The organism is Streptomyces sp. NPDC057249, from assembly GCF_042669245.1.
GTDB lineage: Bacteria > Actinomycetota > Actinomycetes > Streptomycetales > Streptomycetaceae > Streptomyces.
The window spans coordinates 180618-192327 of the sequence record NZ_JBHUXS010000004.1 but is presented as its reverse complement, the minus strand read 5'-3'; the positions used below and the strand labels follow the sequence as shown (position 1 = coordinate 192327).

Below are 11710 nucleotides of genomic sequence, written 5' to 3'. Positions count from 1 at the left end.
TCCCCGTCGTGAGTGAAGATCGGAACGATCCGGAGAGCGGGGCCGCCGGGCCCCGGCGGCCCCGCGTGCTGCGGGCGGCCTGTGCCGCGCTCAGCGGTGTGATCGCCGGGTTCTGCGCCCTGGCCGTCGCCGAGCTGGCGGCGGCGGCCGTACGCCCGGAGGCGGGTCCGGTCACGGCGGTGGGCGGTGCGGTGATCGACCGCACTCCCCCGGCGCTGAAGGACTTCGCCGTACGGAACTTCGGGACGAACGACAAGCTGGTCCTGGAGCTCGGCATCCTGGTGATCCTGGCGTTGTTCGCCGTGGCCGTCGGGCTGCTGGCGCTCCGTCACCGGCTCGCCGGGGCGGCGGCGGTGCTGGTCTTCGGCGCGGTCGGGGCGACGGCGGCGATCGGCCGTCCCGAAGGCCGGGTCCCGGACGCGCTGCCGTCCGTGGTGGGCGCGCTGGTGGGCGCGGGGGTGCTGTACCTGCTGGCCGGGCGGCTGGTCCCGGCCCGCCCGTCCGGGTCCCGGGCCGCCGGGGGCTTCGACCGGCGCGGGTTCGTCGTCGCGGCGGGTGTCGCGGCGGTGGCCTCCGCCGGGGCGGGGCTGCTGGGGCGGCGGCTCACCTCGGCGGTCCAGGCGGGGGCGGAGGCGTCCCGGCGCGATCTGAAGCTCCCCGTGCCCGGGTCACCGGCCCCCGCCGTCCCGGCCGGCGCGGACCTGGACGTCCGGGGGGTGAGCCCGTTCGTCACGCCGGCCGAGGACTTCTACCGCGTCGACACGGCCCTGGTCGTGCCGAGGGTGGACGCCGGGGCGTGGCGGCTGCGCATCCACGGCAAGGGCGTGACCCGTCCGGTGACGCTCACCTTCCAGGATCTGCTGCGCCGCGAAGTCGTCGAGCGCGACATCACGCTGACCTGCGTCTCGAACGAGGTCGGCGGGCCGTACGTCGGCAACGCCCGGTGGCTCGGGGTGCGGCTGGCCGCTCTGCTGCGCGAGGCGGGGGTGCGGCCTCCGTCCGAGGGCGGTCCGGCCGACCAGCTGGTGGCGCGTTCGGTGGACGGCATGACGATCGGCACCCCGGTCGAGGACGTCATGGACGGCCGCGACGCGTTGCTCGCCTTCGGCATGAACGGGGAACCGCTGCCCTTCGAGCACGGCTTCCCGGTCCGGATGGTCGTCCCCGGCCTGTACGGATACGTGTCGGCCTGCAAGTGGGTCAAGGACATCGAGCTGACCACCTTCGACGCGTACGACGCGTACTGGGTGAAGCGGACCTGGTCCCGGCGGGCGCCGGTCAAGACCCAGGCCCGCATCGACACCCCGCGCCCCTTCGCGTCCCCGAAGGCGGGCACGGTGCCGGTCGCCGGGGTCGCCTGGGCCCAGCACCGGGGCATCACCCGGGTCGAGGTCCGGGTGGACGGCGGCCCGTGGCACCCGGCGCGGCTCGGGGCGCCGGCGGGCCGGGACGTCTGGCGCCAGTGGGTCTGGGAATGGCCGGCCACCCCGGGCAGCCACACCCTGGAGGTTCGCGCGACCGACGGGACCGGCGCCACGCAGACCGCCCGCCGCGCCGGCACCGTCCCGGACGGCGCCACCGGTTGGCACTCGGTGGTGGTCGACGTGTCCTGAGCACGCGGCACCGCCGCCTCCCCCGACATGCGCACCGTCCGTCCGGGCCGCGCGCACCCCGAGCCGATTACCGTACGCAATCAATCGATTACCCATACAGGAGCACACCATGAAGGTCATCCACGCCCGCCGCGCCGCCGTCGCGCTGTCCGCCGCGCTCGTCCTGCCGCTGGCCCTGACGGCCTGTTCCGACGACTCCAAGGACAGTGCGTCGGGGTCGAGCGCCAGCTCCGCGAAGGCCCCGGCCTCGCCGTCCGCCGAGAAGTCGGCGGACATGGACAAGCCCTTCGGCCCGGCCTGCGCCTCGGTCCCGAAGAGCGGAGCGGGCTCCTTCACCGGCATGGCGAAGGACCCCGTCGCCACGGCGGCTTCGAACAACCCGGCCCTGTCCACCCTGGTCACCGCGGTGAAGAAGGCCGGCCTGGTCGACACGCTCAACAACGCGCAGAACATCACGGTGTTCGCCCCGACCAACGACGCCTTCGCCAAGGTCCCGAAGGCCGACCTCGACAAGCTCCTCGCCGACAAGGCCGCGCTCACCAAGGTCCTCACGTACCACGTGGTGGGCCAGAAGCTGACGCCGGAGCAGCTGGAGAAGGGCTCCTTCGAGACCCTGGAGAAGGGGGAGCTGACCACCTCGGGCTCGGACATGACGTACACCGTCAACGACGCGTCGAAGGTCGTCTGCGGCAATGTCCCCACGGCCAACGCCACGGTCTACATCGTCGACACGGTCCTGATGCCGCCCGCCGCCTGATCGCGCTCCTCGCGGCGGGCCACCGGGCCCGCCGCGAGGTCCCGGCCGGCGGTGCGGATTCCACGGGCAGCACGCCGCCCGGAACCTGTGCATAAGCGACAGATAAGAGCACAATGGTCAGTGCGGGCCACTTCCCGCGCGTGGCGGTGACCGGGTCCGCATGATCCGAAGGGGACGAAACTCATGTCAAACGTCTCGCACGTCGGCCACGACATGGCCGGACACCCCGATGTATCGGAAATGAGCGACCGGTACGCACGCGTGATGGGCGGCCGCGACGTGGCGCTCGTGGACGCGCCGGTCTTCCTGGTCGGCCTCTACTGCGCCGTGTCTCCGTGGGTGCTGCACTTCACCACGTCGCAGTCGGCCCTGGTGACGCACAACCTGGTCATGGGCATCGCGATCGCCGTGCTCGGCCTCGGCTTCACCGCGATGCCGCAGCGCATGTACGGCCTGAGCTGGGCCATCTGCGCCATGGGTGCCTGGATGATCATCTCGCCCTGGATGGTGGGCAGCAGCCCGGACACCGGCGTCATCCTCAACAACGTCATCATCGGCGGACTGACCGCCCTGCTCGGACTGGTCTGCGCGGGCGCGTCGATGAAAATGAGCCGAGGCGGCCGGTCCTGACCGGCCCTCCCCGGGGAAGGGAACCCCACACGAAAGCCGGCCGGCCCCAGCGGGATTCGGCCGGCTTCCGCGTGGCTCAGCCCAGGGAGCTGTACGCGACGACGCCCCGCAGCACCTCGTCGACCGCCTTGCGGGCGCTCTTCGCCACCGAGCTGTTCTCCCGCGGCGCGGCGGCTGCCACCTGGCCCAGCACGTCGATGACCTGCTTGCACCAGCGCACGAAGTCACCGGCCGGCATGTCCGCCTCGCGCAGCACCTCGTCCAGCGAGCGGCCGGACGCCCACATGTACACCGCCCAGGCGAAGCCGAGATCGGGCTCGCGCTGGCCGACCCCCTCCGCCTGATTGATCTTGAAGTCCTCCTCCAGGGCGTCGAGCCGCCCCCAGATGCGGACCATCTCGCCCAGCGCGGTCCTCGCGGGCCCCGACGGCAGCTTCGGCGCCACCGCGTCGTCGGCCTGCCGCGCCTCGTACACCAGGGCGGAGACGCACGCCGCGAGCTCCGCCGCGTTCAGCCCCTCCCAGACGCCGGCCCGCAGGCATTCGCTCGCCAGCAGGTCCAGCTCGCCGTAGAGCCGGGCCAGGCGCCGCCCGTGCTCGGTGACCTCGCTGCCGCGCAGGTAGTCCAGCTCGGTGAGCAGGGCCACGATGCGGTCGAAGGTCCGGGCGATGGTGTTGGTGCGCCCCTCGATGCGGCGCTCCAGCTGACGGGTGTCGCGCTGGAGCCGGTGGTAACGCTCGGCCCAGCGGGCGTGGTCCTCGCGCTCGTCGCACCCGTGGCAGGGGTGGGCGCGCAGCTCGGCCCTCAGACGCGCGATCTCGCGGTCGTCGGCGGCGGGGGCGCGGCCCCGACGGTGCCGGTCCGGGACGATGTGCCCGGCCTTGGTCCGCAGTGCGGAGGCCAGGTCCCGGCGCGACTGCGGCGAGCGCGGGTTGAACGACCTGGGCACCCGCATCCGCTCCACGGCCTCCACGGGCACCGGGAAGTCGATCGAGGCGAGCCGCTTCACCTGGCGCTCGGCGGTCAGCACCAGCGGGCGGGGCCCGTCGTGGTACTCCATGCCCCGGTGCCCGTGCCCGTTGGTGCGGCCGGCCGGGAGGCCGGGGTCGAGGACGAGCGCGAGACCGGCGAACTTGCCGGTCGGGACGTGGATGACGTCGCCGGGCTTCAGCTTCTCCAGGGACGCCGCGGCGGCGGCCCGCCGCTGCGAGGCGCCCTGCTTGGCCAGCTCCGTCTCCCGGTCCTTGAGGTCGCGGCGCAGCCGCGCGTACTCCTCGAAGTCACCGAGATGGCAGGTCATGCCCTCGCGGTAGCCCTCCAGGCCCTCCTCGTTGCGCTGGACCTGACGGGAGATGCCGACGACCGACCGGTCCGCCTGGAACTGCGCGAACGAGGTCTCCAGGAGCTCGCGCGAGCGGTGCCGCCCGAACTGCTGCACCAGATTGACGGCCATGTTGTACGACGGCCGGAAGCTGGAGCGCAGCGGATACGTGCGGGTGCCGGCGAGTCCGGCGAGGGCGCCCGGGTCCATGCCGCGCTGCCAGAGCACCACGGCGTGGCCCTCGACGTCGATGCCGCGGCGTCCGGCCCGGCCGGTGAGCTGGGTGTACTCGCCGGGGGTGATGTCGGCGTGCTGCTCGCCGTTCCACTTGACGAGCTTCTCCAGGACCACCGAACGGGCGGGCATGTTGATGCCGAGCGCCAGCGTCTCCGTCGCGAAGACGGCCTTGACCAAGCCCCGGACGAACAGCTCCTCGACGATCTCCTTGAACCGGGGCAGCATTCCGGCGTGATGCGCGGCGATGCCCCGCTCCAGGCCCTCCAGCCATTCGTAGTAGCCCAGGACGTGCAGGTCCTCGGACGGGATGGACGCCGTCCGCTCCTCCACGATCTCCCGCACCAGCCGGCGGCTGTCGTCGTCGTTGAGCCGGAGCCCGGCGTGCAGACACTGCTGGACGGCGGCCTCGCAGGCGGCCCGGCTGAAGATGAACGTGATCGCGGGGAGCAGCCCCTCGGCGTCCAGCCGGTCGATGACCTCGGGCCGCGAGGGCGTCCAGATCCGGCTGCGCTGGCGCCGCTCGCGCTCGCGGTCCGCCTCGCGGACCATCTTGCCCCGGCGGCGGTCGCGGGGGTTGTACCCGCGCTGGTTCTCCATCCGGGCGAGGCGGACGAGGTCGGGGTTGACCTCGCGGCGGCCGGTGCCGCGGCCGCCGTGGTCGGTCTCCTCCTCGAAGAGGTCGTACATCCGGCGCCCGGCCAGCACGTGCTGCCAGAGCGGGACGGGCCGCTGCTCGGAGACGATCACCTCGGTGTCGCCGCGCACGGTGTCCAGCCAGTCGCCGAACTCCTCCGCGTTGGACACGGTCGCCGACAGGGAGACCAGGGTGACCGACTCGGGGAGGTGGATGATCACCTCTTCCCAGACGGCGCCCCGGAAACGGTCGGAGAGGTAGTGCACCTCGTCCATGACCACGTATCCGAGGCCGTTGAGCGCCTGGGAGCCCGCGTACAGCATGTTCCGCAGGACCTCGGTGGTCATGACGACGACCGGGGCGTCCGCGTTGACGCTGTTGTCACCGGTGAGCAGGCCGACCTTGTCGGAGCCGTAGCGCCGCACCAGGTCGGCGAACTTCTGGTTCGACAGGGCCTTGATCGGCGTGGTGTAGAAGCATTTGCGGCCCTGCTCCAGGGCGAGGTGAACGGCGAATTCGCCGACGATCGTCTTGCCCGAGCCGGTGGGGGCGGCGACGAGCACGCCCTTCCCGGCCTCCAGCGCCTTGCACGCCTCGATCTGATAAGGGTCGAGACCGAAGTCGTACATCTCGCGGAACGGCCCGAGGGCGGTCGCCTGCTCGGCCGCCCGGAGCCGGGAAGCCTGGTAGCGCTCAGCTGGTGAGAGGTCCTCTGTCATCTTGCTGTCGAGCCTACCCGCCGCCTCCGACAGTGACGCGATCTTTAACCGCCCATGGTCCGCGCTCCGGGACCGGCCCCCAGCACCCGTACGGCCTTCGGCACGCAGGCCGCGGTCAGCGGAAGCGCGCCGAGCGGTTCGCCGTCCGCGTACGCGGTGACACCGGCGGCTTCGAGGGTGACCGACGCGGCCCGGTGCACGGTGACGACGGGATGGCTGAGGTGCGTCCCCCTGTACACCCGGGGGAAGACCCTGAGCAGGGTCGTACGGCTGCACTCGCCGACCACCGTGATGTCGAAGAGGCCGTCACCCATGTCGGCGTCCGCGCAGATGCGCATGCCACCGCCGTACGAGGTGCCGTTGCCGACCGCGACGAGGGTGGCCCGGATCTCGCGCGCCGGCCCGCCGTCGAGCGTCATGCGGTACCTGACCGGCTTGAAGGCGGCCAGCTCGGCGAGGATCGCCAGGTCGTACTTGAAGCGTCCGCCCACCCAGCGCATCCGGTTGCCCCGGTCGTTGACCCGGGAGTCGAAGCCGGAGGCGAGCACGGAGCCGAACCAGCGCTCCCCGATCCGGCCGAGGTCTATCTCGCGCACGGGCGCCCGGCCCTTGAGCGCTTCGGCGGCGAGCCGGCCCGACGCCTCCGGGTCGCGTATCGGCAGGCCCAGGGCGCGCGCGAAGTCGTTGCCCGTCCCCACCGCCACGACACCGAGCGGGGTGGGCGTCCCGGCGACCGCCTGGAGGGCCAGCGACATGAGCCCGTCCCCGCCGACGGCTATGAGCGCGCCCGTCCCCTCCGCCACCGCGTCCCGCGCCCGGCTCAGCGCGTCACCGGCGTCCTCACCGAGGATCGTGCGGACGGAGAAGCCGGCCTCCCGCAACGCGGAAGCGGCCGGCTGCGCGGCTCGCGCGCCCCGGCCGCGTCCCGCGGTGGGATTGACGAAGAGGGTGATCTCGCTGGTCACCCGGGGACCCTACAAGGTCGGGTGATGTCGTCGTAACCGTCTGTCCCACGGTCGAAACCACTCATCGGCAACAGCGGCCCGCCCCGGGGGCGGGCCGCTTGCCACCGCGACGCGAGTCAGGCGACGGGCTCAGCTGTCATTGCTGAGCCACGGGGTCGTCGCACAGTGGTCGTCACCGAGGTTCGCGACACAGACGGTGAGCTTGATGCGGCTCCCCTTGCCTCCGTAGGCGTTCGTGGTGCTGGCCTCATAGAAGTTCTTGTCGCACTTCGCCCAGTCGCCCTGTCCACGGTCGTTCGTGCACTTACCGTTTCGGTACGCATGCCACGTACCGCTGGAGTCACGAATTTGGTTCTGCCACTTGGCGTAGACGGAGTAAGCGTCGAAGGAATTGTCGCGGGTGTAAATCACATCACCGTAGGGCTTGAAGCACCCTGTGGCACCCGCTACTTCCACGATGCAGGTCATCGCCCCACTCGGCTCACCGGTGGCGACACCCTTGTCCACCTCCTCGGCCGCAGCCGCAGGATTAGCCATCGCCACGAAGAGCGCACCACCTGCGGCCAACGTCACGAACGTCGACCTCATCAGACCACGACGCATTCTTGATTTCCCTCCCCTGGGATTGCGAACAACAGGCCCTCCACGCATGTCGAGCCGTGAAGGTCCCCCCAAACACCAGGTGAACGGTATTCAGCACCCTCAACACTCACAAGGTCATTTTCGGCACCCCCTTGGCGGATTTGCGCCGCTTCCCCCTTGCAAACGCAGAGAGGAGACCACCGCATGAGGTGGCCTCCTCTCCACGTGACACGAAGCAGCCCGCTACGTCACGTCGTCATATCCGTCCGCGCGCGAGCGTTCACCGGTTGCCTGCCCGGGAAGCTCCCGACTCGCGCTGACCGGCTCGACCGCGCCCACGCTCTCCGGCGTGAGGTCCAGGTCGGAAGCCTCGTCATCAGCGGGCTCCCCGGCACGCCGGCGAGCCCGACGACGGTCGTTCATCAGCGCGATACCCGTGGCCCCGAAGTACAGCACGCAGATGGGGCCCGCAAGCGCCAGCATGGAGATCGGATCGGTGCTCGGAGTGGCGATGGCGGCGAAGAGCGTGATGCCCATGATCATGCCGCGCCACCAGCCGATCATCTTCTGCCCGGAAAGGACCCCGCCGAAGTTCAGCATGACCAGAAGCAACGGAAGCTCAAAAGCAAGGCCGAACACGACGATCATCCGCATGATCAGCTTGAGGAGATCATCGAGAGGGAGCTGGTTGTCGCTTCCGATGAGCGAGAACTCCAGCATCACGGAAGCCATCTTGGGCAGCGACCAGTAGGCGAAATATGCCCCGAAAACAAACAAGGGGAAGCCCGCGCCCACGAAGCCGAGAGCATATTTCTTCTCGTGACGGTGAAGTCCCGGGGCGAGAAACCCCCAGAGCTGGTAGAGCCAAACCGGAGAGGCCAGTACCGCACCCGCTGAGAATGAGACCGTCAGGGCCAGCGTGAAAGGGCTCAGCAAGCCGTTCTGCACGATACGCGCGCAGTGCGCATCACCGGGCGCCTTGGCAAGGTGGGAGAAGCTGTACTCGCACCCCACCGCCCTGAGAATGGGGTTCGTGAAGAACTCCATGACGTCCTTGTAGAAGAAGGCGGCGATGGCGCTCGCGACAACCATCGCCAACACGCTCTTGACGAGCCTGTTCCGGAGCTCGCGCAGATGCTCCCCGAGCGGCATCCGCCCCTCGGGGTCCTTCTCCTGTTTGCGGGCAGACTTGAGCAACCCACGTCCTCATCTCGTGCGCAGGCCGACCGCCCAGGGCCGGCCTTCGATCAGCTCTTGATCAGTTCACGGGCTCAGCTCTGCGACTGGTTGGTCTTCTCCGACACGGGACGCGAACTGGTCACGTCGCCGGGCGCCGCCTTGATGGTCCGCGGCACCGACACGTCCTGGTCGTTGTTCGGCGGGTCCGCGGGAACCGCCGCGGTGTTGCCGCCCTCACTCTTCATCGCCTTCGCCTCGCTCTTGAGGATGCGGGCGGACTTGCCCAGCGAACGCGCCATGTCGGGGAGCTTCTTCGCGCCGAACAGCAGAATGATCACTACGAGAATCAGGATGATCTCGGGGGCACCGAGCTTTCCGAACATATTCGTTACCTTCTTCGCTGAGGCAGCAGGGGCGGGCTGCAGGTCCGGCCGGACCGGTGTCAGGCCGTCGCGTCGACGGCGATGGTATCCCGTGGGGGTGAACACAGGGCAATGCCTGCGCGTACTCCCACTCGCGGCCCGCGTCTCACTCGCAGGCCACGCCAACGAGCCTACCCGCCGCCCCCGCCGGGCCGACAGGCCGCAACGGTAAAGCGCTTCCGCCGCACCCGCCGCGGAATCAGAGCGCGTCCCTGCTCGCCCTGGCCACCCCCGTCGCGGCGCGCTCCAGGTCGTCGGCGGCGCGGTTGATGCGCTCCGTGGTGCGGGTCACCTGGTGGCCGAGGCGCTGGGCCTCGATGAACACCCTGATGGCCAGCACGCCGAGCACGGCGATTCCGAGGAATCCCAGGGCGATGGCGAGCATGGGCCAGAACATGCGCGAGAAGCCTTTCAGGAGCCGGTGTGCAGGCGCAGCGTCGGTACGCCGCCGTCGGTGAGGAGTTCCACTATCCGCTCCCCCGCCGGTTTACGGACGCACGCGGCGCAGTCGGGGCAGGTGAAGGAGTAGAACGTGGTGCGGCTGGTCGCGCCGATCACCAGCCGGAACTCCGCCGCCGCCAGCTCGGACCGTGCGCGGCAGTCGGGGCAGGCGGCCTTGAAGCGCGCCGACTCCGGCACCGCCACGGTCGGTACGGCGGCGCGGCCCGGCAGCGCGGACAGGTGGCCCATGTCTGCAGCCTTCCCTTCAGGCCGAACCGTCGTACGCGGCGAGCGCCGCCCGGGCCGCGCTCCGCGCGCTCTCGGCCAGCTCCGGGGGCGAGACGATGCGCCCCTCCCGGCCGAGCCGCAGCGCGAGCCGGCGCAGCGAGGCCGGGTCCGGGGTGCGCAGGGTGATCCGCATACCGCCGTCGGGCCGCTCCTCCGCCCGGTCGTGCGGGTAGTACTCGGCGACCCAGCGCCCGCCGGGGCCGACCTCGATCACGACCTCCGGGTCCTCGGCGGCCGGCTGGACCAGCCCCTCGGACAGGTCCCGCAGCTCCAGCTCGGGCGGCGCGGCGGGCTCGTCGAGCAGCCGGATCTCGGCGACCCGGTCGAGGCGGAAGGTGCGCCGGTCCTCGGAGGAGCGGCACCACGCCTCCATATAGGTGTGCCCGACGGCGAAGAGCCGGATCGGGTCCACCTCGCGCTCGGTGAGTTCGTCGCGGGCGGGCGAGTAGTAGCGCAGCCAGAGCCGGCGCCGCTCGGAGATGGCCCGGTCCACCTCGGCGAAGACGCCGCCCTCGGACTCGAAGGTGACCGAGAGCCGGGAGCTGGCGGCGCCCACCTCCCCGGCGGCGGTCTCCAGCTTGGCGGTGGCCCGCAGCAGCGCCTGCCGGTCGCTCTCGCGCAGCCCGGGCAGGGTGGCCACGGCACGGGCGGCGACCAGCAGGGCCGTCGCCTCGTCGGCGGCGAGCCGCAGCGGTTCGGCGACGTCGTCCGCGTTGTGCCACCAGATGCGGTCGCCGTCGGTGTCGATGTCGAGCAGGTCGCCGCCCCGGAAGCTGGTCCCGCACATGGGCAGCACGTCCAGGTCGGAGATCAGCTCGTCCTCGGTGATCCCGAAGGCCCGGGCGACGTCCTGGACGTGGGCGCCGGGGCGCTCACGGAGATACGTCACCAGGGAGAGCATCCGGCGCGTCTGGTCGATGGCGTTCGTGGCCATTGCTTACGGGGTCCCCTCAGTCCTTGGCCACGGCGCGCAGCCGGTCCACCACGTCGGCCCGCAGGTCCTCGGGGCCGGTGACGACGACGTCGGGCCCGAACTCCACGAGCCAGGCGTCCAGGCCGTGGCCGTACGGGATCTCCAACTCGTCCCAGCCGTTCCCGAGTTCCCGGACCGATATGGCCCGGGCGCGCAGCGGGTAGCCGGAGTCGGTGCGGAGCCTGATCAGGGCGGTCCGGGTGGCCGTCTCACCGGCCCAGCTCTCCACGGTCTCGCGGACGGTGACCACGTCGGGCACCTCGGCGGTGAAGGCGCCGGCCCGGGAGCGCACCTTGCCGGTGATCCGGGAGAGCCGGAAGACGCGCTCGGCGCCCCGCTCCCGGTCCCAGCCGGCGAGATACCAGTGGCCGCGCCAGCATTCCAGGGTCCACGGCTCGACCTGGCGCTGCTCGGGCTGGGCGGCGTTGGCCTTGCGGTAGTCGAAGGTCACCGGGCGGCGGTCGCGGCAGGCCAGCATGAGGGGTTCGAACGCGGCCTCGTGGACGGGGATGCGGGGTTCGAGGGCGCTGTGCACCTCGTAGGTCTCCTCGGTCTCGGGCATCCCGGCCGCCCGCAGCTTCTGCAGGGCCCCGCTGGCCGCGCCGGCGAGGCGGGCCTGCTGCCAGACCTTCGCGGCCAGGCCGAGCGCCGCGGCCTCCTCGGCGTCCAGCGTGATGGGCGGCAGCCGGTTGCTGTCGCGGCGGGCGAGATAGCCGGTGTCGCCGTCCAGGTTCTCCACGGTCTCGATGACCAGGCCGAGTTCGCGCAGGTCGTCCTTGTCGCGCTCGAACATCCGGTTGAAGGCGTCGTCGGAAGCCGCTTCGAGGTACGCCTCGATGGAGCCGCGCAGCTCGCGCTTGCTGAGCGGACGCCGGGTCCCCAGCAGACACAGCGCCAGGTTCATCAGCCGCTCGGCCTTGGCAATCGCCATCGACGCCCTTTCCCTCGT

At 71.1% G+C, this 11710-nt stretch carries 12 protein-coding genes; 3 read left to right on the top strand and 9 right to left on the bottom strand.

Going from position 1 to position 11710, the window contains the following annotated elements; all coding sequences use genetic code 11:
* Positions 1-68: 68 nt before the first annotated feature.
* The 3 genes from ACFUJY_RS09520 (at position 69) to ACFUJY_RS09510 (ending at position 3000) form a co-directional block, all read left to right on the top strand.
* Entirely contained in the window at positions 69-1613 is a 1545-nt protein-coding gene (locus ACFUJY_RS09520; RefSeq protein ID WP_383297457.1) for a molybdopterin-dependent oxidoreductase, read from the top strand.
* 109 nt (positions 1614-1722) lie between these two features.
* Positions 1723-2370 carry a fasciclin domain-containing protein gene (locus tag ACFUJY_RS09515; RefSeq protein WP_383296916.1) on the top strand — a complete coding sequence of 216 codons (648 nt, stop codon included), beginning with the start codon at positions 1723-1725 and terminating at the stop codon, positions 2368-2370.
* Between the two features lie 183 nt (positions 2371-2553).
* A complete protein-coding gene (locus ACFUJY_RS09510; protein WP_383296914.1) occupies positions 2554-3000 on the top strand; it encodes an SPW repeat protein in 447 nt (148 codons plus the stop codon).
* A 76-nt stretch (positions 3001-3076) separates the two neighbouring features.
* Here ACFUJY_RS09510 and ACFUJY_RS09505 read toward each other — a convergent pair whose 3' ends face one another.
* From ACFUJY_RS09505 to ACFUJY_RS09465, 9 genes are all read right to left on the bottom strand, one after another.
* Positions 3077-5911 (bottom strand): DEAD/DEAH box helicase, encoded by a 2835-nt coding sequence (locus ACFUJY_RS09505; protein ID WP_383296912.1) that lies wholly within the window; start codon positions 5909-5911, stop codon positions 3077-3079.
* Positions 5912-5955: 44 nt separating this feature from the next.
* Positions 5956-6876: a diacylglycerol kinase gene (locus ACFUJY_RS09500; protein WP_383296909.1), complete on the bottom strand. Its 921-nt coding sequence runs from the start codon at positions 6874-6876 to the stop codon at positions 5956-5958.
* A 129-nt stretch (positions 6877-7005) separates the two neighbouring features.
* Positions 7006-7449: a hypothetical protein gene (locus tag ACFUJY_RS09495; protein WP_383296906.1), complete on the bottom strand. Its 444-nt coding sequence runs from the start codon at positions 7447-7449 to the stop codon at positions 7006-7008.
* A gap of 252 nt (positions 7450-7701) precedes the next feature.
* Positions 7702-8655, bottom strand: a complete 954-nt coding sequence (tatC, locus tag ACFUJY_RS09490) for a twin-arginine translocase subunit TatC (protein ID WP_383296903.1) — start codon at positions 8653-8655, stop codon at positions 7702-7704.
* Between the two features lie 74 nt (positions 8656-8729).
* On the bottom strand, positions 8730-9020 hold the full coding sequence (gene tatA / locus ACFUJY_RS09485) for a Sec-independent protein translocase subunit TatA (protein ID WP_383296900.1): 291 nt from the start codon (positions 9018-9020) through the stop codon (positions 8730-8732).
* A gap of 238 nt (positions 9021-9258) precedes the next feature.
* Positions 9259-9456 carry a hypothetical protein gene (locus ACFUJY_RS09480; protein ID WP_383296897.1) on the bottom strand — a complete coding sequence of 66 codons (198 nt, stop codon included), beginning with the start codon at positions 9454-9456 and terminating at the stop codon, positions 9259-9261.
* A 14-nt stretch (positions 9457-9470) separates the two neighbouring features.
* Positions 9471-9749 (bottom strand): hypothetical protein, encoded by a 279-nt coding sequence (locus tag ACFUJY_RS09475; protein WP_383296894.1) that lies wholly within the window; start codon positions 9747-9749, stop codon positions 9471-9473.
* Positions 9750-9765: 16 nt separating this feature from the next.
* Entirely contained in the window at positions 9766-10722 is a 957-nt protein-coding gene (locus ACFUJY_RS09470) for a helix-turn-helix transcriptional regulator (RefSeq protein WP_383296891.1), read from the bottom strand.
* 16 nt (positions 10723-10738) lie between these two features.
* Positions 10739-11692, bottom strand: coding sequence for a helix-turn-helix transcriptional regulator (locus ACFUJY_RS09465; protein WP_383296888.1), 954 nt, complete (start codon positions 11690-11692; stop codon positions 10739-10741).
* Between the last annotated feature and the right edge of the window lie 18 nt (positions 11693-11710).

What these genes read in the sequence shown, in the direction of transcription:
- ACFUJY_RS09515 (WP_383296916.1), top strand. Translation starts at nt 1,723, where the DNA reads ATGAAGGTCATCCACGCCCGCCGCGCCGCCGTCGCGCTGTCCGCCGCG.
- ACFUJY_RS09510 (WP_383296914.1), top strand. Translation starts at nt 2,554, where the DNA reads ATGTCAAACGTCTCGCACGTCGGCCACGACATGGCCGGACACCCCGAT.
- ACFUJY_RS09505 (WP_383296912.1), bottom strand. Translation starts at nt 5,911, where the DNA reads ATGACAGAGGACCTCTCACCAGCTGAGCGCTACCAGGCTTCCCGGCTC.
- tatA (WP_383296900.1), bottom strand. Translation starts at nt 9,020, where the DNA reads ATGTTCGGAAAGCTCGGTGCCCCCGAGATCATCCTGATTCTCGTAGTG.
- ACFUJY_RS09480 (WP_383296897.1), bottom strand. Translation starts at nt 9,456, where the DNA reads ATGTTCTGGCCCATGCTCGCCATCGCCCTGGGATTCCTCGGAATCGCC.
- ACFUJY_RS09475 (WP_383296894.1), bottom strand. Translation starts at nt 9,749, where the DNA reads ATGGGCCACCTGTCCGCGCTGCCGGGCCGCGCCGCCGTACCGACCGTG.
- ACFUJY_RS09470 (WP_383296891.1), bottom strand. Translation starts at nt 10,722, where the DNA reads ATGGCCACGAACGCCATCGACCAGACGCGCCGGATGCTCTCCCTGGTG.
- ACFUJY_RS09465 (WP_383296888.1), bottom strand. Translation starts at nt 11,692, where the DNA reads ATGGCGATTGCCAAGGCCGAGCGGCTGATGAACCTGGCGCTGTGTCTG.